The organism is Pseudomonas sp. GV085, assembly GCF_003050925.1.
Lineage (GTDB): Bacteria > Pseudomonadota > Gammaproteobacteria > Pseudomonadales > Pseudomonadaceae > Aquipseudomonas.
Map to the genome: position 1 here is coordinate 102,929 of NZ_QAOV01000015.1, position 24,759 is coordinate 127,687.

Sequence of the window (24,759 nt, forward strand, 5' to 3'; positions counted from 1 at the left end):
ATTGGCGTCACCAGGACTCATGACTGTTTTTCTCTTCGATCCGATCCAGCAGCTCAGCAGTTTTTCTCTGCATCAGTGCAACATCGCCACGACTCTCAACCTTCAACAGGATCTCACTCTGCGCTGGGCAGATCTTGAAGCGCCACTCAGTGAACGTCAGGCTCAGGCCGTCGCTGTCATCCACATCCAGTGCTTCACTGGCATACAGGGCCCGCAAGTGCTCGAGTAGCGCAACGGGATTGCCGACCATGCGCCGAATATCACCCGAGGAAGGAAAGAGCCCGATGCGTTCCACCAACAACTTTGGCTGTGGGGTGATCGTGGGGGGAGTACTTTCGTATGTCCGCAACCAGGCCATCAATCCACTGTTGCCCTCGGTGAACCTCTGCCCCAAAACCATATTGCCGGGTGCAAAAGGGTCTAGCGATTTATGGACAGAGTCGATCGGTGATCCGGAAGCGTTCATAGTGGTCTGCCTTGAAAAAGTTTATGGCCGCTCAAGAAATGCGGCACCCAAGAGCAAAAAATACCGTTTACAGCAATGCTGTTCAGTTAAGGAAATTGTAGGAGCGAGCTTGGTCTGGGCGGCGTTCCGACTATGGGCTCAGGAACGCCGCGTTTAGCCAGTAAGTACGCGTTATCGTTAACGACCATCGCGAGCGAGCTCGCTCCTACAGAAGATCACATTCGCCTGACTGACGTTTACAGGCCTTTCTTATACAAAACCGCATAACAGAAATGGGGGCGTCGATTCAGTGTTTTGATGTTTTCAGGCGTGTTGTCGTTATGCTCACGGGGCAAGCCATCGTCTTAAGTGTCCGGGAGCTCAGCGGACTCTTTGACGGGCTGCACCCAACGCCACGCAATCAAACCGAGCAATACGCCGACAGCATTGGCCAAGGCGTCGTAAGGTGATGCCGTGCGCAGCGGCATCAGTGCTTGTGCATATTCGATCAGGATCCCCGTCAGCAGACAGCCCAAGGCAATCCAGCACGCCTTGACCCGCAGGAAGGCCAGTCGGCAACTAAAAGCCAACATGAAAAAACCAACCAGGTGATGCAGCTTGTCTTCCTGGGCAAAGGCTTCGGGAACCGGTTGCGCTCGCAAGGCGGCGGTCAGCAAGACCACACTGACGCTGATGAAAAACAGCGTGCGTATCCTTTGGGAAAGTTGTGTGACACCCAGGAGTAACGACCTCATTCGGTGATTTTCTCAAAGTTTTTATAGAACGCATCTTTGTCGCGGCCATTGGTCATTGTGTACAGCGAATACTGGCGGTTAAGACGCGCGCCACCATCGCGAGTCAAAGGAGCCCAGACCAGATTGGCGCGACGCATCGTGGAAACGCTCATCAGCTCGTCGAAGGGGACCGAGATATAGATACCTTTGTCGAAACTGCCCTCGCCGAACTCTTCTTTCGAGGCAGTAGTGCGGGTGACCCAGCCACCGAACCTCACGCCGTTAGTGAACTCATGCGACACATCAAACGTGGCACCCCAATCGCGCGCCAGGTAACGCCCAACACTGACCGCCGCCTGCAAATCGAACGGCAGTTCGGTATAGGTGGTGATGTGACCGGTCACGGTCTTGTAATCGCGCAGACCAAAACCCTGGTCAAAGTCACGCTGGCGTACATAGTTCAAATCAGCACCCAGGGCCCAGCGCTCGCCCATCGGGCGGAACAGCAATTCACCGCCGACCCCGGCGAACATTGACTCCAGATAACCGCCATACACCATGCCAAACAAGTCTTGATCCAGCTGCTTGGCATGGTTGAGCTGAAATGTCGGCATCGTTACATCAGAGGTGATGACGTACTTGCGCAAGTCGGTCCGCACTCGGGGCAGGTTGCTCGGCGCGTCGTACGTGAACTTGTCAAAGTTGTTCAGCAGATTGGTGCTGATGACCCCGCTCGTCCAGGTGCTGCGGGTAAAGCGGTATTCTGCGTCCACATCAGCGGTCAACTGGTACAGCAACCCGTCAGGACCACCAACGTTTTGCTTGTAACCCAAGCCGATACCATAGGTGAAACGCTCGAGGGCCTGGGTGTACAGCGTGTTTTCAATGTGTGGCGTGGCCCGGTTCAATTCGGTGGTGCGGTGCAGGTCTGTAAGGTCTTGTTGGTTGTTCACCACGGCCCGGAAGGTGTCGCGCGGCACACTGACTTCGTCCACAGGCATGTCGTAACGCTTGTTCACCATCGTGAACCAGTCGATGTCGTCATTCGCGCTGTTGTCCAGAATCCGGCTGGCCCGGCCCACGCCTTTGGCGGAGTAGAAATAGCGCGACTGTTCGCCATACACAATCAGCTCGGAATCGCGCTGAGCAATACGCTCGACCTTATAACCTGCGTTGTTTTCCAGCCGTTTGGAAACCCCCGCCCAGTCGACCTGATCGAGCGGCGTGGTTGGCTCGCGTGCCGGCAGCGCTTCGACAGCGGGGTCGTAGCGCTTGGCCGGCGCTTTGCGGCTGGCGAAATTGGTATGAAAGGTGATGCCGAACAACGCGGTGTTGCCGCGCTCCCAACCGGCGGTCAAATCGACAGAGTCACTTAGCTTGAACACCGCTCCGATGTTGATGGGCGAGTCCTGCTTCAGGTTATTGTCCATTGGCTCGTGCTTGTAGTCGTTACCGTCGAACTCGAGTTTCAAGCTCAAGGGTGACCAGGGCGTCTGATAGGCCACGCCGCCAAACAACGCGGGCGAGCCTCGAAAATACGAGCCGGTATTGACGTCGCCCGCGTTTCCGCCTGTGGGTACCGGGCGTGTATCAAAGCGCTCATCGAGGTACCCCAGCGGGTTTTCGAAATCCCCGCGGTTACCGATGTAGCCCCAAGCAACGCCCAGGCTGAAATCCAGATCGTAGTAACGTTTGTTCGCCACAAAGTATTCACTGGAAAACAGGCCGGTGCCCCCGACGTCCCGAAAGCCGAGCGCGACCTCGGGCAACCAGTGGCTTTCTTGCCAGAGGCGGGCTTTGACATCGACCGCCTTGTCTTTATAGCTCTGGTCGCCGCTGAATGATTCGGGCCCGTATTTACGGTTGCTGATAGCGGTATAGCGAAAGCTGCCTTCCAGCCAATCAAGGGGCTGTATTGAGATGCTATAGCGCGAATATGGGTCTGTCCGGTTGGCGTTCAAGCTGAATTCGCCGGCTGGAGCCATCCGTGCGGTGGGGGTTTGCAACAAACCCACGCCACCGAAATCACTCTGGGTAAAACGCGGCTCGCCATGAGCCAGACTGTAGGGCAACAACACTACGGCGGCGAAACGTAACTTCAAGGGGCCACCTCGGGCAACGGTTGGGTGGCGAGAAACTGGGCAAGCTGCTCGTTCAAGTCGGGTGTGGGCAGATCCGGATCATCGTTGCGCACGGGCACCAGAATCGTGCTGCCTGCGGCGGCAAACACCCCGTCTTCGCGGTTCCAGGCGGCGTTGCCGACTCGCCTGACCTGGCCATCGGGCTGAATCAACCACAAGTAATCGGCATCTGCGTCGGTCACCGGCAGACAACTTTCAAGATATTCCTGGACGGGCTGCAGGGCGCGATAAGGCAGCGCGCAGGGCTGTTCAACTGCACCCACCACAGTGACCGTAGTCGGGCGTAGAGGGTAAATCAGCTGGTCGCCGTCACTGAGCGAGTAATTGCGGGCGAACGCAACCTCCAGCGCCACGGGGTCGAGCACCGCGACTTTTCGGCCGGTAACGGGTAGTCGGCTGACCTCTTCAAACAGGCGCGCAGCCAGGGCCGCAAGGCTGCTTTTTTCTTCAAGCAAGGCCCCACGTTGCAGCAATTTCAGATCGAACAGCACACCGGCTTTAAGGCGGATTTGCTGTTCCACCAGTGGTTGGTGCAGCCAGGCGGCGGCCAGCCAGTAACTTTCGGCGTTCGGACGTCCCTGGCTGACGGCGTCGAGCAAGCGTGTGCCTGGCACGAACGCGAAGGAACCGGCGTTTTTTACATCACCCGTGACCGTGACAGCGGCCTGAGTCATCGCAGAACTGGCCAGCAACAGGCAAGCCGACAGCGTTTTCGAATATCTCACCGAGCCGTCTCCCGGTCAGGGCGCAATTGCACAATCTTCAAGAAAAGTTCCGGCGTCAGATGTTGTTCGCTCTGCAGGATCAAGCCATCGTCAGGCCTGATCCAAAAACGGTTGGTGGCCTTGAATCCCAGTTCGGGGATGTCGATGCGTTCGTCTATGCGCTGCAACGCATAGTCCTTGTCCAGGATGGTGACGGTTTCGATGGCCTGTCGACTGAAGCGACTGTTGACCGCCAGCCCGACCCGCGGACCCTGATAGACATCTATCCAGCGGGTACTGCTGTAACCATCGGGCAATCGCTGCAAGCCAAGCTTGAACGGCGACTCACCGTCGAAGCGCGTGCCATCGAGATTGATGCCCAGGCCGACGCTGCGCACGACCAGACCGTCGCGCATCAACAACACCTGTTTGCCGGAGGCGACCCAGAACTCCAGATCGCCCTGCTGACGTAGCTTGGCCAATACACCGTCGCTTACGTCCGTGGTGACCTTGATCTGCGCATAGGGCACGGCCTCCACTTGCGCCGCAGTCACTTCCAGCGGCGGGGCGCCTAGTGTGGAGGCTTTAAAGGTATCCAGGGACGCCTGCATCAACGGATTACAGCCACACAGCAGTAATCCCACCGCCAGGCATGAGCTGTTACGCAAAGTTTTCAAAGCGGCTCAAACCTTATCGACTGCTGGCTTCACTGAGATTGTTTTGAGCCGCTGCTCCGGTACCCAGGACAAGAGCCGAGGGCAGCAACTGACTGATCAAGCGGTTCCAGCGGGTCACGCCTGCAGGGCCGACGTAGACAATGTCCTGGGGTTGCAGATCGAAGCGGCTGGCGAGAGCAAGCGCGGTAGGCGATTCGGCTTCCAGTTGAAAGACTTTTGCCGGCTCGGTTTCAAGGTTCTCGGCACCTCGAATGACATACAGCGCATTGCCGTTGGATGTGGCCTGGTTCAGTCCACCGACCGTTCCGACCGCATCCGCCAGATTCATCCGATTGATTTTGAACGTGAGCGCCCGAGGCTGGCTGACCTCACCCATGACGTAGATCTTTTTCCGGTCGTTGTAGGGCAGGTACAACTGATCGCCGTCTTTCAAATAGACGTTATGCAACAGCGAGCCTTTGCTGTTCAGCGAGTCCAGGTCGAGCGGATACTCACGTCCGTCCCGGGTCAGTGTCAGGCCGGCAAGGTCGGCATTCAAAGGGTCGACATCGGCGGTGCTAATAGCTTCGACGACACTGAGCGGTGAAGTGGTAATGGGTTGTTGACCGGCTTTCAAAATAGCACCGGAAATAACGACTTTTTGACTGGCAAACCGCAACACACTCAAGTCAACCTGAGGGCTGTCGATGAATTGAGTCAGGCGCTCGGCAATAAAACCGCGAAGCTCCTCGATGGTTTTACCAGCGGCCTGAATATTGCCGATATAGGGGTAAAACATGGTGCCGTCCGGGCGTACCAGGCGACCGTTCGCATCAATTTGCTGTTGCGCGCCCGATGGTGCAGTCAGCTCAGGATGGTCCCACACAGTGATGTACAGCACATCATTGGCGCCAATCCGGTAAGCCCCCGGCTTGAACGCCAGCAACTCGGCGGACACCGAGGCTTGCACTTTTGTCGCCGCGTTCTGGGCAATCAGTTTGGGCGTTATCGGAATCAACTCGATCCGAGTGCTTTCCGGTGAGCCATCACGGCCGATCTGGCTGGTATCCAGGTGTTGACCGGGTGAGAACATACAGCCTTGCAGGGCAATACCTGCAAGCACAGCGAGCGACAAACTACGAATCATGATTGAGGACACTTGTGGAGGGAACACATCAGAACGGAACCACCCGGATTGCTCCGGGTGGTAGAAGGCTATCGACCTCGTGGTGCGCTTAGCGTGTACCGGTGGTGCCAGTGGTGCCGGTAGTGCCAGTAGTGCCGCCGTCATTGTTGCTTCCGCCACCACTGGATGACAGTGCAGCGGCTCCGGCTATAACCGCAGCGCCGATGCCGAGAGCAGTCCCTGTGGTCAGGCTGCCCACGAGAGGGGTGTTCAGATTCAAAGGAGCGTTTTCTGCGGGTTTTGCAGGTTTGCCTGGAGCAGAAGACGCTGCGGGAGGCTCAGCGGCGAAAACGGAGGCACTCAAAGAAAGCATTAGAGCGGAAGCAAGTAGTTTGGTCATGGTAGATTCCTTTTTGATGCATCGTCGGTATTGGCGGTGAAACTAAGAAGCTAGCGTGCAAGGCCAAAAACTCTGAGCGTCCAGTAACGTTAAGGATAGTATTGATTCGAACTCGATGAGAGTGGACCTCTGGGTCATTCCTCAGTGAGATTTATCTTGCGATTATTGCCTCAAGAATACCTGTGTACGAGGACTAACAGGTCTGACGTTTTCTAACGCACTCGCCGTTTCTAACAATTCTTATTGGGTATGTGGTGCAGATGTCGTGATTCGCGCCTGATCGCTACGCCATACGAAAGATGCTACTGGCCATAACCTTGCGGGTTAGCGGCTTGCCAACGCCAAGTATCGGCCATCATTTCCGGCAAACCACGCTTGGCCTTCCAGTCCAACTCATTGGCGGCTTTTGTCGGGTCGGCCCAGCACTCGGCAATATCCCCGGGGCGACGCTCAACCACTTGATAAGGCACTGCTCGGCCGCTGGCCTGCTCGAATGCCCGAATCATTTCCAGCACGCTGTACCCAATACCGGTGCCCAGGTTCCAGATGTTCACCCCGGTTTTTTGGAGGATTGTCCGTAGCGCACTCAAATGCCCGTCGGCCAGATCCTGCACGTGGATGTAGTCGCGTACCCCGGTACCATCCTGCGTTGGGTAATCGGCGCCGAACACCGATAGCTGCTGGAGCTTGCCAATGGCCACTTGGCTGACATAGGGCAGGAGATTGTTCGGCAGGCCATTGGGGTCTTCGCCAATCATCCCACTTTGGTGTGCGCCCACCGGGTTAAAGTAGCGGAGCAGGGCGATACTCCATTGCGGCTCCGACTTCGCCAGATCCTGCAACAGTTCCTCGACCATCAGCTTGGAGCGACCATAGGGATTGGTCGGCACGCCAGTGGGGAAGTCCTCTCGGATCGGCATCTGCGTTGGCTCGCCATACACCGTGGCGGAAGAGCTGAACACCAAATTGAAAACTCCGGCGCGGGCCATCGCCTGGCACAGGGTGACACTGCCTGCAACATTGTTGTCATAATAGTCGAGTGGTTCGCGGACACTTTCCCCCACCGATTTCAAACCGGCGAAATGTAATACCGCACTGATCTGCTGCGAAGCGAACAGTTCATCCAGCAACGCACGGTCGCGAATATCCCCCTGAATAAATTCGGGTAACTTGTCACAAATAATCCCCACTCGATGAAGCGACTCCACCGAACTATTACAGAGGTTATCCAACACTATTACGTTGTATCCCGCTTCGAGCAACGCGAGTGTGGTGTGCGAACCGATGTAACCAGCACCGCCGGTCACCAGAATTTTTCCGGTCAAAGGAGTGAGTCCTTTCAAATGAAGAATAAGAGAGTGATAGCTGAATCTGAGTTCGCGAGGGCCAAGATCGCTGCGATAACAATTAAGATCGTTTGAGCTTTTCTTTGACGAGTAACCAGGCGAACTTGCTGTTCGTGGTCAAGTAACGCTTCCACATCCTGCCAGGCTCCTGGATTACACGGTAAAGCCATTCCAGTCCGTACTTCTGCATCCATTGTGGTGCACGTTTTACCTTCCCTGCGACCACATCGAACGTTCCGCCCACCCCCATGACGAAGGTGACACCCAACTGATCGCGCCAGCGGTTGATAAAGTTTTCTTTCATCGGCGAAGTGATAGCGACGAACAGCAACTGCGCACCTGAGGTACGAACTTTCTCAACCAGTGCGGCTTCGTCATCCCAAAAATACCCATGGTGATATCCGGCGACTTTCAGCCCAGGGTAAAGCGCCTTCATCTTGCTGGCGGCGGTGGAAACGACGTCGTCCTTGGCGCCTAACAAGAACACCGAAAAGTGGTTAGCCGCGCTCATCTCCAGCAATTCATGAAACAGGTCGACACCCGCGACGCGTTCGGGCACTGAGTGGCCGAGAAAGCGGGCTCCCAACACCACTCCCATGCCGTCGATATTAATGATGTCGCAAGAGCGAACGGATTCGCTCAACTGAGGGTCGTCGCGCATGTTTACAAGCTTGGCGACATTCACTACCACATGCTGGGTGAAATGGCCGGAAGTAATTGCCCTGCGAATTGTCTCGACAGTGATATCCATTGAGGCAACATCCATGGGGCAACCCAAAACTTCAATCCTTTGCATAATTAATCTCGGCACGGTATCGGTTGTAGAAAGCCAGCGAGTAATACGCCCAGGCCTGGGTCCAGCGGGTGTAGTTGATGCGATTGGTTAGCCAGCGAGTCTGCTGGTAAACAAATTGGCCTTTGTTTGGCAGATACAGCAAGTCGATGGCGCGCAGGACCACTTTGTCGCACAACTGCAAGTCCTCGGCGGTGCTTCCGACCTTGAGCAGCGTGAACACAGCTTGGGCAAAACTGTGCATATCGATTGGGTACACTCGGTCGTTGTAGTAACGGGCCGTGCCGTCCTCGGTGAAAAAAGTCTTCACGTAGTAGGCGTAACCCTTGCGAATGCAACTATCGAACTCGGCGTCTGCTGTTGCCTCGCGCAGCAGGCACAGCGCTTCCAGGTTGTAGCCAGTATGGAAACCGTCGATAAACTGATGGTGGTGGCGGGCGCCATAGACCCAGGAGCCGTCAGCGGCCTGTTCTTGGACCGATTGACGGGCAGCCCGCAGCGCTTGAGTTACCAGCACTTCGTCACCTAGCTGTTTCCCGGCAAAGGCACACCAGGCCGCGCCCCACAGGCTGGCGTTGTGCACAAAAGCCTGTTCGCCCGGAATGTACGCATAAAAACTGCGGCCACCCGCTTCGGTATACAGTTCTGTCGAAATAAAGCGCGCGGCGTCGAGGGCAACATCAATTAAGGACTGGTCTTCTGTGACCGTTCCCAACTCGTACAGCGCCCGAGCCACATAACAGGTGGTGATAATGTTTGGCTTGCCCGCGGGAACGTAGAACGCGCGGGCCTGCCAATCAAAGTGATAACCCCAGCAACTATGCGACCATTGTTGTGGATCGCTGCGCTGAGTCAATAACCACGCAGCTAGCTCGCGCGCCTGTTGCAAATACTCGGCCGCACCAGTGCGGCGGTAGTCCTGCAGCAAACCTGAGATGAACAAGCCGACACCTTTCGGATTGCGCTTCTTCGGTACCCTCAGCAAAGGCCGCAAATTGATCGGTGAGCGTTTACCAAGCTGCAGCCATGCCAGGCGTACCCATTCATTGCGATAGAAGGGGGTGGCTTGCAGCAGTGTGCTATTGAGTGAGTCGAAGGGGTCGTAGCCGGCGAAGTGGTGATGACTCGCATCGGCTAACAAGCGATCGGCAACATTTAGCGGACGTTCTAACGATTCACGCATGATGCATACACCTCCAGACAGCTGCGGCCCATCGACTCCGCACTGAACCGATCCCGATGGCAAATTTGTCCTTTGCTACCCATGGCTATAGCCGTCGCAGGATCAAGCAGCAGTTGGCAGAGAGCAGTTGCCAAACCCTTTGTATCTCCCGGCTGAACTAGTAGTCCGGTAACTCCGTCAGTTACTGCTTCCGGAATGCCGCCAACAGGCGTGCTTATCACGGGTAAACCTGCACTCATTGCTTCTAGCACGCTCATAGGCAAACCCTCGTTCCAAGAGGGGAGGCAATAAACAGCGGCTCGGGCCAAGGCTGCTCGACGGTCAGCATCATCAACCCAGCCCAGAAACCGAACGTTTGGCAAATCGAGCGCTTGTTGACGGTAGGTTTCTATATCGCCATCGCCACCCAACTCCAGTACTGAGTTAGGAACTTTTTGTGTTACTTCTCGCATGGCGGCGATCAATTCGCCGGTACCTTTATTTGCGCTGAGACGCCCGAGGAACAGGATAGTTGGTGCTGTTGGGTCTTTTTTTGTACTTGTGTAAGAGGGAACACCGTTGAATACAACGGCGACCTGCTTCAGGTTCATGGTTGTTTCCAACCATGCTTGCCAAGTTGCCGAGAGGGCGATGACCCGCGCTGCACGACGGAATACAAAATCGACAAAACCGCGTCCGATATAGCCAAGTTCGTCATCATGGAAAATACTGAACCTGCCACCATGCAAGTGAATGATGAAGGGTATGCGAAAAATCCAGCAAGTCAGCCCTAGTATTGATTTTCGCAGGCAACTACCTCTGGAAGCCATATGTAGGTGAACAACATCAGCCCTGTGCAGTAGACAGACGTTAAGTACCGCGATCCACGCCCGGAGAAACGCCAGTACATTCTGCCTCCGTCCCCCCTCTATTGTTGTAGCAACAGTTCGAACTGTTGAGCCGTGCGCAATCAAAAATTCTCTCAGGCTTTTTAGAACAGAAACGACACCGCCGCGTTGAGCGAGGGAGGGGCCTACTAAAACGATGTTCATGCATTTTCCTCAATGCGTACGAATTCGAACTTCCCGTTTGGGCCGCGCGGGATCGCAGCAACAGTTTCGACCTCCACTATTAGACCCTCGATGCGCTGCTTCAGCTGATGCACTAGGCGCTCGGCATCTACTAGCAGCCATTCGGGGCCTGGGACTACTCGAAGAATGAACCTATACTCGCCGCGGTACACGACTTGTCCTTCGACAACGTTATTCATGCCCTTGAACACATGGTCGAGGCGACCAATCTTGCGCCCATCCGGTAAAGTTATAATTTTGTCGCGTCGTCCGATTACCGTATCAACAACCGGAAACACCCGGCCGCAAGGGCAGGAGTCTGGACCAATACGCACCAAGTCTCCGGTTCGATAACGCATTAGTCGCATAGCATGATTGTTATAATTTGTGCCAACAAGTTCATACAATCCATCGTTTTCGGGTAGCAACTCAACCATTCCATAGTCGGTCAGTACATGATGGCTTCCGTGCTCGCAGGTGCCGATTGCTACCACACGTTCGGCTTGGCCATACCAGTCGAGCACGCGGCAGCCAAAAGCCTTTTCGATAAGTTCCTGCATAGCCGGTTCGAGTGTTTCCGATGAGGTGACTATGGAACTCAACGAAGGACCAGAATATTGTACTCCGTTTGTAATCATCCAGGACGCAAGTGCGTATATTGAGGACGGATAGGCTTGTATCAACACTGGATCGAAAGCTTCCAAGGCATCAATGTAGCTTCGAATGGTGTTCGAGGAAATGTGATACGAAGATAGCATTAACGTGTTGGACCACCAGTCACGGCATCCATAGACTCCTTGCCGCGGCTTATCCGTACAAACTATATCGCCACGCAACCAAGCACGACGGTCGCCGTTTCGGTAACCCGCCCAACGCAGTTGTCGATAAACGAAAGCTTCCTCTCGAACAACTGTGTTTATGTCTTGAACAAGTGTCAGGGGGCGACCTGTACTTCCGCTGGTACTGATGTGGTTTCTTAAGAGTGTCTTTATTGATCGTGATCGTATGAATGCTTTTGGATTACTCAGAACTGAGTTTTTATCGATGCAATTATGCTTGTCGCTAATGATCGAAAAGCCTGTGACGTTAGTCGGGTTTTGTATTTTAAGTTGTAGTGCCTGTAAGTCAGTGTAAAGAGATAGCTCTTTTGATGAGTATTCGTTGCGGGCAATTTTTGGATATATCAGATAGCGGGCCCGCCAGCCTATAATAAAATCTCGCCAAATTGACTTTAGTGTGTGTTTTAGCGAAAACAACATAGTTATGAGACCTTGATTTGGGGGTTGTTTTCTACCATAGGATTTCTATAGCGCTGTTTTTTTTTAACGGTATTTGATTGGGTTTCATCGAATTGTTTTTTTGTAAACAAGAGCATGCAAAGTGCTGCGCTAAAGAAGTATGGTGGTGATAGCAATGAAAATGAAGCTAGGTTGTCCAGCGCAAACGAGGAAGTTACTACAATCCAAAGCGGGGTAGCTTTACGGAAGCCATAAGTAAATATGAACAGAAGATAGAATAGTCCGCCAAATATTCCAAGCTCCACAAATATGTGTGGGTAAAGAGTATCTGTGGTCGCAAGCTGCTCTTCTAGGCCGTACCAGTTAAAATTATATTTCTCGTAAAGTGGAGAGTCATACCTTATAGAAGCCGGTCCTCCAAAGGAACCTAGACCTTCCCCCAAAGGATTTGGCTGTAGTAGTGATTCAAACATTACCCGATACGATTCGCTACGCGCAGAGTTACCTTGGGTGATGTAGAAGGCGATTTTGGTGTCTAGTACGGATGCCACATCGTCTGCTAGTTGTGGTTGAGCTAAAAATAGAGTGAACAAGGTAAGTGTTGCGCCAAGTGCTAATTTTAACGACTTCCCGTTCTTTCTGATCGCAATAATGTAGATGATGATTGCGGCAGCAGCTTTTGCTGAAGTGGAGAGGGCGATAAATATTAGAAAAAAAGCAGATAGTAATCGCTGTTGCTTGCTGAATAGGTTAGTGTGGCGAGCAATTAGAAAGGCGCAAAAATTCATAAATCCGAAAAGAGAAAAAAAACCAACCCAACCTTCGGCACGGATAATATAGCCGGCTTCGAGCCGAGCCGGCAGTAAGGTAGGAAGGTTGGCGAAGTAAGCAAAATACGCGTAAAGTTGATATAGGTCGTTAGATATAGTGATCAGTACAAAAAAATAAGCGATTTTTTCAATTGATTTAGAGTTTTGATGTAGGTTGATTAAGATTGCTATCGGGAAAATAAATCTCAGAAGCTCTTCAAGTCCAGCAGGGTAGTAGTGGCTTTTATATAGTCCTATTAAAAAAAACAAAGATAGAGGCATTAGCAGCAGTGCAGGCTTGTCGATTTTTGGCGTTGCCAGCATGTTTAGAGCTAGCAATGAACATCCAGCTATTTTTAGGGGCAAAGATATGCTTTCTCCAAGCGCTAAATACAGTTCGCTGACGCAGAATAGTAAAAAGGCAAGAACAGAGATAGATGTACCAATAGTTGACCAGTTGTTGTTTTTTTTTCTATTCATCGATTGATTTTGCACGCAGGTACTCCAGCCCAAATTTCTTTTTCTCCAACGTCGTTCAAAACAACTGCACCTGCACCAATAGTTGCGCCGTCAGCGATTGTTACATTGCCAAGTATTATCGCTCCCGCACCAATGTAGATGTTGTTTCCTATAATAGGCACATCTGCGATTCCGGACTTTCCACCTATGGTTACGCACTGAGAGATCGTTACGTTTCTGCCAATGATACAGTTTCTATGAATTACGACCGCCACTCCCCCATAGGCAAAAAAACTGCCTTTGCCTATTGTTGTCCTAGGATCAATTGCGCAGTTACAGATCAGCCGAATGAGCATTTTAAAAAACAGAGCTGCTCCTGGAACACCTTTGTGATGTAGCTTGTTGCCTATTCTATAGAGCTGCGTGGCTATCATTGATTGAATTCGCGTAGTGTCTGGTTTTGTTTAGGCGGTAGATACTAAGTATTGTGGTTGTTAGGCATATATATGTAAAGGCATGATTTATAGGTTTCCAAATAAGTATCATCGTGATAATGAAAAAAAACGTCGATGTTACGATGTTGATTTTTAGTAGGTGTCTGCTTTTTTCCCTGCAAGTCAATATGTTTGCATCGATAAGGCCCTGTGTGCTCAAAGTATTTTGCAAGATGATTAGGAGGAATGTAAGTGATACGCTGGTAAACGATAGTGTCTCCGGTAGTCTCAAAATTATAATCGTACCAATAGCCAGGCAAACTGTCGAAGTTAGAATGTTGCTGAGGCTTATCTGGCGGCGCATAAGTGCTATATGGGTTGTAAGAGTTTCGGGAAGATCCACAATCTTAGCAAGCTTCGGTAGTTGATTTAGCGATATGGCTCGCGGAATCAGTAATGCAATCCCCATAGTGGAAATAAATAGCGAAAATATGCCAACAAAAGCCTCGCTCTCAAAAATGGCAGCAAGTGGAATAAGGCTTAGGGATACACCGCCACTTAAGAAGTTCGCGAGGCCAAACTCAAGCCCCTTAAACTCGTACCCTAAATTAGGTCTATCTGCATTACTGCCTCTTTGAATGAGGATGAATGCCGTTAACCCTGCGGCCATCATTGAAAATGCTAGCCACACTGATGCCGCTTCAGCTGAAACCATTAAAATAGTGCAAATGGAAAGACCTATTACAGCAACGTCCATCGCAATTGCTTTACGGTATACCCTTAATGCTATCAGGTAGTGGCGTGGTATTTGATAGAACGTCCAGGCAGTGGCCCAGTATATTATCTGGATTCCCTCTTCGATCATATTAAGTAGCACGCCAATGATCAGGATTCCACTGGCGCATACTAAAAGAGTGGAAAACCCCATTATGCTTAAGCTGTTAAACACCTCTACGCGGTCTTTTTTTGTTTCTGCTTTCGCTACCCGCACCAGCACCAATGATGACCATCCAATAGCTGTGAAGAAACCAACTATTTGAGCGATTGATTGCCACGATGCGATGGTGCCTAAGGTTCCTAAGTCGTAAATATATTGTATGAGGAAAAAAATAAGAACCTTATAAGCACCCGGCATGCCCGTGGCTACCAACGCCTCAAGTTTTTGCAGATGGCCACTATTGAGTCTCACAATTACCTCAGGATGCCGCGGGTATCGACATGGACTTTATCGAGTGTTTTTGACATATCTTTGAATTCCTTATGGTCCACTAGTAGTACCAGTACATCTGCTTCATTCATGGCGCTTTGAATGCTGGTAAGACTAATTTTTTCATTTAGACTATTTGGTAGTTCCATAATATTTGGCTCAACCGCAAGTACCGGGCCTGGGTGGATAGCAATAATTCGTTGGGTGATTTCAATCGCAGGACTTTCCCGCAAATCATCAATATCCGCCTTGAACGCCAAACCAAAGCAAGCAATTGTCACTTCCCGTGCAGTCTTATCCGGGTTGGCTTGCAAAAACTCGGCGACCGCTAGTTTGACCTTGTCGATCACCCAAAGTGGCTTGCTGTCATTCACTTCACGCGCGGTACGAATCAGTCGTGCCTGTTCCGGTGTTTTGCTGACGATAAACCAGGGATCAACAGCAATACAGTGTCCGCCAACGCCTGGGCCGGGTTGCAGGATATTGACCCTTGGGTGGCGGTTGGCCAGGCGGATCAGTTCCCAAACGTTGATATCCAGCTTGTCGCAAATCATCGAGAGTTCGTTGGCGAAGGCGATGCTCACATCGCGAGAGCTGTTCTCGGTGAGTTTGCACATTTCCGCAGTGCGAGCGTTGGTGACGATACATTCGCCCTGGACGAAGATCTTGTAAAGGCTGATGGCCAATGCGGAGCACTTCGGTGTCATGCCACCGATAACACGGTCGTTTTGCACCAGTTCGTGCAGCACATGGCCGGGCAGTACGCGTTCCGGGCAGTGGGCAATGCGGATGTCGGAGCTTTCACCGTGGGTTTGCGGAAAACTCAGGTCTGGACGGGCTTCGGCGAGCCAGGCGGCCATCTGTTCGGTGGCGCCGACCGGGGAGGTCGATTCAAGAATGACCAGGTCGCCTTTCTTCAACACCGGGGCAATGCTTTTACTGGCCGATTCGATGTAGGTCAGGTCCGGTTCATGGTCGCCCTTGAACGGAGTGGGTACGGCAATCAGAAAAGCATCGGCGGGTTCCGGCAGGGTGGTGGCGCGCAGGTAGCCTTCGGTCACGGCAGCATGCACGACCATGTCCAAGTCTGGTTCAACGATATGAATCTGACCGCGATTGATGATATCAACTGCGTTTTGATTAACGTCGACACCGATCACTTGTTTTTTACGCGAAGCGAAGACAGCCGCAGTGGGCAAGCCGATATACCCGAGACCAACGACGGAGATGGTGTTGAAAGGCATGGTGCGTCCTTGAATGGTGATGTGTAGATACGTTGTTCAAGCGAGCTAACAGCCGAGCAAAGCCACGGCTGTTAAGTAAGGGAGGGGGTTAACGAGCGAGCAGCGCCTCGATGATGCGCTGGCAGGCTTTACCGTCGCCGTAAGGGTTATGGGCGTAACTCATGGTGCGGTAGGCGACCGTATCGGTGAGCAAGCGGTTCAGTTCGCGAGCGATATCGGCGGTTTCGGTGCCGACCAGTTTCACCGTGCCTGCGGCAACGGCCTCTGGCCGTTCTGTTGTGTCGCGCATCACCAGCACGGGTTTGCCCAGTGACGGCGCTTCCTCCTGGATGCCTCCGGAGTCGGTCAAGATGATATGCGCGCGGCTCATCATGTGGACGAAAGGCAGGTAGTCCAGGGGCTCGATCAGGTAGATGTTGTGAATGCCGGTCAGGAGTCGATTGACCGGCTCGCGCACATTGGGATTGAGGTGCACGGGATAGACGATATCCACCTCTGGATGTTGCTGGGCAACCTCCATCAACGCCTGACAGATGCGTTCGAAGCCGTCACCGAAACTTTCCCGGCGATGGCCTGTCACGAGGATCAGTTTTCGAGCTGGGTTTAGGAAGGCCGCCGGTGCGGAGGCTTGGGCAAGCAGTGCCTGGTCTTGATCGAGACGTTTGACGACATCCAGCAGGGCATCGATCACTGTGTTGCCCGTGACGACGATCGTGTCTGGATTAACGCCTTCGCGTAGCAGATTGGCTTGTGACGTTTCGGTTGGCGCGAAGTGCAGGTTGGCCAACGCCCCCGTGAGTTTACGATTGCCTTCTTCCGGCCACGGCGAGTAGAGGTTACCCGTGCGCAAACCGGCTTCGACGTGCGCAACCGGAATCTGCTGGTAGTAGGCCGCGAGGCTGGCAGCAAAGGTGGTGGCGGTATCTCCGTGAACCAGCACGATATCGGGTTTGAATTCTGCCAGGACTGTCTTCAGCCCTTGCAGGATCGCGCTGGTGACATCGGTCAGGTCCTGGCCGGGTTTCATGATGTTCAGGTCGAAGTCCGGCTCAATGGCAAACAACCCAAGCACTTGATCGAGCATTTCACGGTGTTGGCCGGTGACGCAGACTTTCGCCTCAAAGCGTTCATCTGCCGCCAGTGCCAATGCAAGTGGAGCCATTTTAATGGCCTCGGGACGGGTACCAAAAATGCAGAGGGTCTTCATAGGGCGATCCATTGCTATGTTCGTAGCTGAAGGTAGAGGGATGTTTGGACTGACTAACAAATGTCGTTTCAGATCGATGCTGTATAAAACAACTGTGACCCAACCTTTGTTGACCAAGAGAAATGCGCCGAATTAACGGAAAACCTTCGACGTGGGGCAGCACGAATTTGATTTTTGCCACGCTACCGCCCCAGGATTAATTGCCAGTCCCTGAGAGCGTCATTATTTATTAATATGTCTGCATCTCTTTTCAGCTGCAGGTAGCAAGGTGGAGTTGATATGGCTAACACTACCGCCATGCAATTCTGCTCGGCGGTAGCAGGGTGTCGACAACTGTTAGTTAACTAAACGCTCTCTGACTTATATTCGTAGTTGTAATAACCGTAGTCGCTATAGCCATATTTGGAGGAGGCGCGTTTTTCAACGCCATTGAAAATGGCGCCTTTCAAATCAATGCCATTTTGAGCAAAGCGACGCATGGTTAATTCAATTTCACGAACCGGGTTAAGTGCAAAGCGCGTCACAATCAAGCTGGTGCCCGACTGGCGGCCGACAATCGCCGCATCTGTCACTGCCAGCAACGGCGGGGTATCCAGAATCACCAGGTCGTACTGGGCGCTGACTTGATCCAGAAAGGCACTGAAGTTCGCGTGCATTAGCAGTTCTGAAGGGTTGGGCGGTATTTGTCCACGGCCGATAACGTCAAGGTGCTCGAATTCAGTTTTATTGATCGCGGTTGCCAGGTCGCAGCGTTTGACGAGCAAATCCGACAGCCCGTTTTCAGCAGGTGTTCCGAATACTTTATGCAAATACCCTTTGCGCATATCCACGTCGATCAGCAATACACGCTGTCCGGTCTGAGCGATGACGGCAGCGAGGTTGGCGGAAACGAACGTTTTACCAACCTTGGGGCTCGGGCCGGAGATCATCAGGCGATTATTGCTGGCTTCGAGCATGGCGAAGTGCAGACTGGTGCGCAGGCTGCGCAACCCTTCTATGGCCAGGTCGGTGGGGTGACTGCTAGCCAGTATAGAGGCGACTTTGTTTGCGCGGCCCCGGTTACCACGAGGGAGTTTGCCTTCTTCACTTTTCTGCAGCGTGCTGAAAGGAATGGCTGCATACACCGGTAACCCCAACTGTTCAATTTGATCCGGATTTTCCACGCCGCGGTTAAGGGCTTTGCGAAAAAGCACCATTGCAATAGCCAGGGTAGCGCCGAACAAGGTGGCGATGAGTACGATTAGGGGTTTCTTGGGTTTAACGGGCTTGCGCAGATCCACATCGGCAGTATCGATCAAGCGCACGTTGCCCACGGTGCCAGCACGCATCACATCCAGTTCCTGGGATTTATTCAGGAGCTGGGTATAGATTTCGGTGCTGACTTTTACATCGCGGGTGAGGCTAAGCAGTTCTTGCTGTGTTGAAGGCAGGCCCTCGACTTTTTTGGCCAAACCATTCTGCTTGGCTGTCAGCTCACCTAATTGGCTGAGCAAGGCCTGATAGGCGGGATGCTGACGGGTAAACTTGCGATCCATTTCCGCTTGCTGCATTTTCAATTCGGAGATGCTGGTATCAAGCGCCACGATCTGATCGAGAATGGCTTTGGCTTCCAGGCTGATATCGATAGATTTACTACGAATTTGATACTTGTTCAGGGCGTTTTCGGCTTTTTCCAGATCTTTACGGACCTGAGGCAGCTGATCTTTTAGGAACTCCAGGCTTTGAGCGGCTTCGGCCGACGTCCGCTCAACATTTTGCCGTACATAGAGCTTGGCGATTTCATTGAGGATTTGTATGGCCTCAGCCGGGACCGTGCTCTCAAGAGCAAGACCGATCATGCCGGATTCTTTTCCGCGTTCTGATACATCAAGTACCTTTTGGTACTTCAAGATACTGGTCAGGCGTGGGTCACGTACAATGCTGAACGTTGTACCCGGATTCGCTTGCAACACTTCGACCTGCAGTTTAATGCCATCTTGGCCATAGGCTTGGCCTACTTGGCTTTGAACCAGAACATTGTCGTCTTCATCCAGCAACGTAAAGTGATCGTTTTCACCGGTGACCAACGTGAGCGTCTTACTCAGGAGCTCTTGAGGGAGTTCGAGCTGAAATATTTTCAGGCGTTCGCCACCCCAGGCAAAACTGTTCATGCCAAGCCATGGCGTCGCAACCGTGTTAACAGTGTCTGGTTTGAACCGGCGAGCAATAAATTCGCCGATCACCGGAAAATGGTTCGGCTCGACAGTGATATCGAGCGATAGATTGTCGACAACCTTGCCGATGATGGCGCGCGACTTGATTAATTCAATTTCTGTGGTTGAAGGCGACTCTTTACCCAACATGCTGTTGATATCGGAGAAGCCGAGCATGTCATTTTTTTTGGCCTCCACCTGTATCAGGGCAGTTGCCTGGTAAACCGGTGTGGCTAACACCGCATAGACCGTTCCAACGGCCATGGAGGCAGCAGTGATCCCGGCAATCAACCATTTATGATCGACCAGTGTCCCGAGTAGGCCCATCAAGTCGATTTCATCATCGTCATGAGAGGTTAATGCTGGAGTTTGCTGCATAAGTGGGTTCTTTTTTAACAGGTATTCGAGGAGTGGTTTAGCGTGCGAGACGCCTTGCCCAGGCGGTTACTGCTTCTTCAATCAACGCATATGCATGCACAAAAGCCGGCTTGCCTTGACGGTAGGGGTCGCTGATTTCGCGGTTTTCCTGCCACTTGCCCAGCAAGAAGACCTTCCCTCGCGCTTCAGGCGCGATCTTGAGAACGCGGTCTATGTGCGACTGCTCCATCACAAGGATCAGATCTGATTCGCTGATGGTGGCAGCGGTCAGTTGATTGGCTTTGTGCTCTTTTGGCAGATGGCCATGCTCTTCCAGGACGATCCGGGCGGTGGGCTCGATAGGGTGGTCTTGTAGCGCGCCAAGACCCGCGGAGCTGACTTCGATGTCGGACCGGACCAGTGCTTCACGCAACAAATGTTCTGCTGTAGGGCTTCGGCAAATGTTGCCAATGCAAACGATGAGAATCTTGTTAAACAAGGCAACCTCCCTGGAAATTCCACACTTGCGGTGATGGTGCAATTGGAAAGACTGAAATTCTGTTTTTCTTCAATGGCACTTTTGTGACGGCTTGCAGCTATTGGGTGTGTGCCTCTTTCCGTGAGGAATTACCGTACTGGATGAAACTTTTCACTGCGAAGACCCTGGTCTGCTGGAATCTCGACTTGGAGCGTGCTTGACAGTTGCTGTGCTAAAAATCATAACTGGCAACCCACGACAAACTCAACCATTAAATGCCACGTGATTATTGAGTGCGCACGGAAAAAAAATATCAATATATAAAGTCAGATATTAAATAACATCACTAACTCTTAAAATAACATTGCTGGGTATTGCCGGACAAATTCTAACGTTTTAGGCTTTTTTGTGTTGTGCAGTATTGGGCTGTGTTAAATAGCGTGAGGTGCGGTTTGACGATTATTGTAGGGGATTGCTTTGGGTAAAGCGTTCTCCAGCATTCGTCTATCGCCAATAAGTTTCGCATGTTTTTAAAGGGCGCAGTTTCCATGATCGGCCAATTCCGTTTTTCAGGTGCGTTTCCATCCTTGGGAGAAATCCGTCGCAAGGTCGAGGAGAAAACCACGGAGCTATTTGGCCACATAGGCGTAGAAGGGGTTGATTGTGTCCATCCATAGTGCTTCGGCAGTTCAAGCGACCTTGCCTGAGAGTCTCACTGCCAGCGCCTGGTATTTGGTTCAATGCAAGGCGAACCAGGACGAGCGTGCAGAGATCAATCTGGATAACCAGGGGTATACCTGTTTTCGCCCTACGCACCGGCGCGAACGTGATTTACAGGGGCGCAGGAAGATTGTTCGCGAATCGCTGTTTCCGGGTTATCTGTTTATCCAGCTCGGCTCAGGTGAGAGCTGGGCGCCTTTGCGTTCTACCCGCGGTGTATTGCGAATTGTCAGTTTTGGAGGCAAGCCGCTGCCCGTAGGTAATGACTTGATCGCCCGACTTCATGAGCATGATAGCGGAGCCCCTGTGGAGGCTCGGTTTGCCTGTGGCGAGAGGGTGCGTATCAATGAGGGGCCTTTTGCCGATGTGGAAGCGATCTTCCTGGCGATGGAGGGAGAGCAGCGAGTGTTGCTCCTGATGACACTGCTGCAACGTGAGCAAAGAGTCAGCGTCCCCCTGGTTGATATCAGTAAGCATTGACACGGCGCATTGCTCCCGGTCAGCTAATCAAGGAGCAGATACCATTCTGGCAACAGGGTCAGTTGCTCTCGTCTTCGTCCCCCCCCCCAGTAGGCATTAAGCATTTTTCGCAGCGCCGGGAAGGTAGCGGTCTCAGTCAGGGCCGCATCTTTACGGCGTAGCTGGCGTTCTAGCTCGCGAACAGGTTTATGTCGTCACGCGATTGCCCGGTATCCATTTTTTTTGGTACTTCACGGAATCCCGGGGAGCACATATAACGAAATATCTGTAGGAGCTGCCGGAGGCTGCGATCTTTTGATCTTGCTTTTGCGATCTGGAGATTGCTGAAGATCAAGATCAAAAGATCGCAGCCTTCGGCAGCTCCTACAGGGGAGCGCGTGCACCACCGAACAACGAGGTCGAGCGTTAGCTCGTCTTGCGGTGTTGTTGCGGTGCGCGCGCCCTCACGCCGAACGTCAGGGGCAAGAGCCCTTGGTTACTTAGGGGTGGGCGGCGTTCCGTTCTTCCAAGTGACCCGCCACAAGGGCTGAACCATAGGTGGCCGTTACCGCGGCAATGAATATGTACGCCAGGAAGAAAATGCTTGGCCGTAAGGTCGCCATCGCTGGCAGGCCAGCTTCTACAGGTATCGGTATTCCCCGGGATTGCGTGAAGAACTTTTTTTGCGGTCGACTGCTGCCATTGCGCCTGCCCGATGATAAGTCCGGGCATGCCGATATCGCCCTGAATCTGCTCATCAAGCTGTACGGTATCGAGCGGAGATTTAAAAGAAGTTGGCGATGAACATCGCCGCGAAAGTCGACAGCAGAACAACCTGTCGCTGTTGGTGCAGTTGCAGGCGTGGCTGGTGAAGATCCAGCCACGAGTGACGAGGCTAACGCACTGCGCAAATGGCTTGCGTCTCGTGGTTAGCCTGCAGATGCACCATCAATAAATGTCTTTTGACAGCAGGGTGAACGGTGTCTTCACCAGGATTTTCACATCCAGCCACAACGACCAGTTATTGATGTACTTGAGGTCGATCTCGACGCGCTTCTGCATCTTGTCGATGGTGTCGGTCTCGCCGCGGCAGCCGTTGATTTGAGCCAGCCCGGTGATCCCCGGTTTGATTCGGTGGCGAGCCATGTAGGCGAGAATCTTGCCGGAGTAGTAGTTGTTGTGCGCAACGGCATGAGGGCGTGGCCCGACCAGCGCCATATGACCCTGCAAGACGTTGAACAATTGCGGCAACTCGTCGATGGAAGTGCGACGGATAAAGCGCCCGATCGGGGTGATCCGCGAGTCGTTGCGGCTGGCTTGCTTGACCTCGTGATCGTCGTGTACGCGCATCGAGCGAAACTTCCAGACCTTGATGACCTTCCCGTTCCACCCGTGGCGGTCCTGTTTGAAAAACACCGGGCCATGGGAGGTGAATTTGACGGCCAGGCCAATGATCAGCAGTAACGGGCTTAGAGCGACAATGGCCATCAGCGCCAGGCTTTTATCGAACAGGCTTTTACTCAGGGCGGCAGTGGGTTGGCTGCTCAGCGGGCACTCAATCAAGTGGATTGCCGGCATGCCATCCACATCACTGACCGAGTGATTGAGCAGCGTCAGGCTGTTCAGGTCCGGAACCCAGACCACATCGACGTTGGCATCCAGCAAATCGACATACATTTCTTCGATTTGTGCTGCTTCGCTCAGGGGCAGTGTGATGTACAGGCGTCGGATGTCATGGGTCTTGATCAGTTCGAGCAGTTCCTCTTGCGGGCCTACGACAGGTGGCATACCCGTCTCCGGCAAGAGAGTGGTGTCGGAGCTTACCAGGCCGACCAGCGGGAAGTGTTCGAGGGCACGAAGCTTGTTAGCCAGGCCCAGTGCCAGCTCGCCAGTACCGACAATCAGCGTTCGACGCTCGATTTGCAGCGCCCGTTGGTAGTACTTCGAAAAACCATGCAGCGGGACGTACAACAGCGCCTGCCCGATGTAGCTGCAGAAAGCCCATATGAGGATGATTTGACGAGAAAACAGTTCGTTGGCCTTACAGAGAAAGGCGACAATAGCTAACGCTGCCAGTGTCATTGACCAACCCATCAGTAGTCTTGTCAATCCTTCCAGGTAATTGTCCTTTTTTGCATAGGCGCCGCACCATGTATAGGCCGGAACCGATGCAAGCACAGTCAGCGTTGCGCATACTCGATAATAGAATTCTACCGTTCCAGTCTGGTAATAAACCAATAGAAGTAACAGGGCGACAACAAAGCCCTGACCCAATGCCCACTGTCCCCAGAAGGTCAGTCCTTTGAGGGTGGTATTTCGATTGATACGAAGATTGTTAACCATACGATATCCCCAAAATACGTCCATTCGTGTTTCGACAATCAAGAGCCAAAATCAATGCGGTAAGAGTTGTTGTTCATATTAGATGGCGATGCATTGATGACCGAAACGCCACGCGGGCGGCGCTGTCATCAGTTCATAGGTTAAATTATTGGTGCGGGCACTGTCTGACGACTTTTAACGAACGGGTGGTGTATCTGGTTGATATATCTGGGTAAGAGTGGCGTTAGAAATAGTCTGGCTTCAGCTTTTTTAACGCTACTGTATAGAGGGGGGCGGGGGAGGATAAGTTGGCGTGCTCTATTATTATTGTATTGCACTGCCGAGGCGAAAATCTGAATTTCTCAGACTAGATTTTTACGCGTACGATTTTTTGTATCACGCAGTACCCACGATTTCTCACTGCACGAAAAAGGCGCTCGCCACTACTGGCTTTTTTAAATTTTTCCTGCAGTCGACTCAGGCACATTTCGAGACCCCGATATTGTTCAGGTTCTCTGCCGATGCTGCGGATAAGGTCGTCCTTGCTGACCACGCGATCTTCATGGTGCAGCATTTTTTTAAGCAGCGCGGCCTCCAGGCCAGTCAAGACAATTTCCACGTCATCCTTGATCAGTGCGCCACTGCTGTCGCTCAGTCTCCAGGTTTCAGCCGCTGGAGTGTGCGGTTTGGCTGGCTGGGAAACGAATTCCCTGGCGTCATCCCTGGCGCTGTCTGCGGTTGATGTGAAGTGCGTAAACTTTGTTACGGTTAGGGCGGTTTGCCATTCGGACTTGAACGTCGAAAGGATGCGCTGGGTATCGTGCTTGATCACCGGCGGAAGCATTCTGGCCATTTGCGGGGAAATAATTTCCATAAGCTTGGGGGCAGAAGCTGGCGGGGCAACGCCTTCAAAAAACATTTTTGCCTGTGATGTGCCGTAACTGTTGTATCGCTTGCTGGACAGTAATGCCTCAAGCTCCAGTTGCAGTGCGGGGTTGTGTGTAACCACGACAAAGTATTTTCTTGGGAGGTTTGTGCTGCTATCCATGGCTCTCT

At 52.6% G+C, this 24,759-nt stretch carries 23 protein-coding genes; 3 read left to right on the forward strand and 20 right to left on the reverse strand.

Annotated features, from left to right (window positions below):
- Positions 1 to 7 precede the first annotated feature (7 nt).
- Positions 8 to 250, reverse strand: a complete 243-nt coding sequence (locus C8K63_RS30395) for a hypothetical protein (protein ID WP_158273963.1) — start codon at positions 248 to 250, stop codon at positions 8 to 10.
- 34 nt (positions 251 to 284) lie between these two features.
- Here C8K63_RS30395 and C8K63_RS30400 point away from each other — a divergent pair, with 34 nt between their 5' ends.
- Positions 285 to 623: a hypothetical protein gene (locus C8K63_RS30400; protein WP_158273964.1), complete on the forward strand. Its 339-nt coding sequence runs from the start codon at positions 285 to 287 to the stop codon at positions 621 to 623.
- Positions 624 to 810: 187 nt separating this feature from the next.
- Here C8K63_RS30400 and C8K63_RS25895 read toward each other — a convergent pair whose 3' ends face one another.
- From C8K63_RS25895 to C8K63_RS25980, 17 genes are all read right to left on the reverse strand, one after another.
- Entirely contained in the window at positions 811 to 1,200 is a 390-nt protein-coding gene (locus C8K63_RS25895; protein WP_108219263.1) for a VanZ family protein, read from the reverse strand.
- On the reverse strand, positions 1,197 to 3,281 hold the full coding sequence (locus C8K63_RS25900) for a YjbH domain-containing protein (protein WP_108219264.1): 2,085 nt from the start codon (positions 3,279 to 3,281) through the stop codon (positions 1,197 to 1,199). Before C8K63_RS25900 ends, C8K63_RS25895 begins: the two co-directional genes overlap by 4 nt.
- The gene (locus tag C8K63_RS25905; protein WP_371920805.1) at positions 3,278 to 4,045 is read right to left on the reverse strand and encodes a capsule biosynthesis GfcC family protein; all 768 of its coding nucleotides are present in this window, start codon (positions 4,043 to 4,045) and stop codon (positions 3,278 to 3,280) included. Before C8K63_RS25905 ends, C8K63_RS25900 begins: the two co-directional genes overlap by 4 nt.
- Complete coding sequence (locus tag C8K63_RS25910; RefSeq protein ID WP_108219265.1) at positions 4,042 to 4,701, reverse strand: YjbF family lipoprotein; 660 nt, start codon at positions 4,699 to 4,701, stop codon at positions 4,042 to 4,044. The genes C8K63_RS25905 and C8K63_RS25910 overlap by 4 nt, the downstream gene beginning before the upstream one ends.
- Before the next feature lie 13 nt (positions 4,702 to 4,714).
- A complete protein-coding gene (locus tag C8K63_RS25915; protein ID WP_178086799.1) occupies positions 4,715 to 5,827 on the reverse strand; it encodes a polysaccharide biosynthesis/export family protein in 1,113 nt (370 codons plus the stop codon).
- A gap of 681 nt (positions 5,828 to 6,508) precedes the next feature.
- The gene (gene galE / locus C8K63_RS25925; protein ID WP_256594994.1) at positions 6,509 to 7,531 is read right to left on the reverse strand and encodes a UDP-glucose 4-epimerase GalE; all 1,023 of its coding nucleotides are present in this window, start codon (positions 7,529 to 7,531) and stop codon (positions 6,509 to 6,511) included.
- 82 nt (positions 7,532 to 7,613) lie between these two features.
- On the reverse strand, positions 7,614 to 8,303 hold the full coding sequence (locus C8K63_RS25930) for a WecB/TagA/CpsF family glycosyltransferase (RefSeq protein WP_305889179.1): 690 nt from the start codon (positions 8,301 to 8,303) through the stop codon (positions 7,614 to 7,616).
- A 31-nt stretch (positions 8,304 to 8,334) separates the two neighbouring features.
- A complete protein-coding gene (locus tag C8K63_RS25935) occupies positions 8,335 to 9,528 on the reverse strand; it encodes an aspartate-semialdehyde dehydrogenase (RefSeq protein ID WP_108219268.1) in 1,194 nt (397 codons plus the stop codon).
- Positions 9,513 to 10,559: a glycosyltransferase family 4 protein gene (locus C8K63_RS25940; protein WP_108219269.1), complete on the reverse strand. Its 1,047-nt coding sequence runs from the start codon at positions 10,557 to 10,559 to the stop codon at positions 9,513 to 9,515. The genes C8K63_RS25935 and C8K63_RS25940 overlap by 16 nt, the downstream gene beginning before the upstream one ends.
- A complete protein-coding gene (locus tag C8K63_RS25945; RefSeq protein WP_108219270.1) occupies positions 10,556 to 11,836 on the reverse strand; it encodes a phenylacetate--CoA ligase family protein in 1,281 nt (426 codons plus the stop codon). Before C8K63_RS25945 ends, C8K63_RS25940 begins: the two co-directional genes overlap by 4 nt.
- A 2-nt stretch (positions 11,837 to 11,838) precedes the next feature.
- Positions 11,839 to 13,119: a hypothetical protein gene (locus C8K63_RS25950; protein ID WP_146176410.1), complete on the reverse strand. Its 1,281-nt coding sequence runs from the start codon at positions 13,117 to 13,119 to the stop codon at positions 11,839 to 11,841.
- Positions 13,101 to 13,517 (reverse strand): serine O-acetyltransferase, encoded by a 417-nt coding sequence (locus tag C8K63_RS25955; protein ID WP_108219272.1) that lies wholly within the window; start codon positions 13,515 to 13,517, stop codon positions 13,101 to 13,103. The genes C8K63_RS25950 and C8K63_RS25955 overlap by 19 nt, the downstream gene beginning before the upstream one ends.
- On the reverse strand, positions 13,495 to 14,706 hold the full coding sequence (locus C8K63_RS25960; RefSeq protein WP_108219273.1) for a hypothetical protein: 1,212 nt from the start codon (positions 14,704 to 14,706) through the stop codon (positions 13,495 to 13,497). Before C8K63_RS25960 ends, C8K63_RS25955 begins: the two co-directional genes overlap by 23 nt.
- A gap of 2 nt (positions 14,707 to 14,708) precedes the next feature.
- Positions 14,709 to 15,968, reverse strand: coding sequence for a UDP-N-acetyl-D-mannosamine dehydrogenase (gene wecC, locus C8K63_RS25965; protein ID WP_108219274.1), 1,260 nt, complete (start codon positions 15,966 to 15,968; stop codon positions 14,709 to 14,711).
- Between the two features lie 88 nt (positions 15,969 to 16,056).
- Positions 16,057 to 17,175, reverse strand: coding sequence for a non-hydrolyzing UDP-N-acetylglucosamine 2-epimerase (gene wecB / locus C8K63_RS25970; RefSeq protein WP_108219275.1), 1,119 nt, complete (start codon positions 17,173 to 17,175; stop codon positions 16,057 to 16,059).
- A gap of 344 nt (positions 17,176 to 17,519) precedes the next feature.
- Positions 17,520 to 19,745, reverse strand: a complete 2,226-nt coding sequence (locus C8K63_RS25975; RefSeq protein WP_108219276.1) for a polysaccharide biosynthesis tyrosine autokinase — start codon at positions 19,743 to 19,745, stop codon at positions 17,520 to 17,522.
- Between the two features lie 37 nt (positions 19,746 to 19,782).
- Positions 19,783 to 20,223 (reverse strand): low molecular weight protein-tyrosine-phosphatase, encoded by a 441-nt coding sequence (locus C8K63_RS25980; RefSeq protein ID WP_108219277.1) that lies wholly within the window; start codon positions 20,221 to 20,223, stop codon positions 19,783 to 19,785.
- A gap of 642 nt (positions 20,224 to 20,865) precedes the next feature.
- On the opposite strand from C8K63_RS25980, the gene rfaH reads away from it, so the two are divergent.
- On the forward strand, positions 20,866 to 21,402 hold the full coding sequence (gene rfaH, locus C8K63_RS25985) for a transcription/translation regulatory transformer protein RfaH (RefSeq protein ID WP_371920806.1): 537 nt from the start codon (positions 20,866 to 20,868) through the stop codon (positions 21,400 to 21,402).
- Positions 21,403 to 21,939: 537 nt separating this feature from the next.
- On the forward strand, positions 21,940 to 22,185 hold the full coding sequence (locus C8K63_RS31015) for a hypothetical protein (RefSeq protein WP_256594995.1): 246 nt from the start codon (positions 21,940 to 21,942) through the stop codon (positions 22,183 to 22,185).
- 144 nt (positions 22,186 to 22,329) lie between these two features.
- Here C8K63_RS31015 and C8K63_RS25995 read toward each other — a convergent pair whose 3' ends face one another.
- Positions 22,330 to 23,724: an undecaprenyl-phosphate glucose phosphotransferase gene (locus tag C8K63_RS25995; RefSeq protein WP_108219278.1), complete on the reverse strand. Its 1,395-nt coding sequence runs from the start codon at positions 23,722 to 23,724 to the stop codon at positions 22,330 to 22,332.
- 346 nt (positions 23,725 to 24,070) lie between these two features.
- On the reverse strand, positions 24,071 to 24,751 hold the full coding sequence (locus tag C8K63_RS26000; RefSeq protein ID WP_108219279.1) for a helix-turn-helix domain-containing protein: 681 nt from the start codon (positions 24,749 to 24,751) through the stop codon (positions 24,071 to 24,073).
- Positions 24,752 to 24,759: the final 8 nt, after the last annotated feature.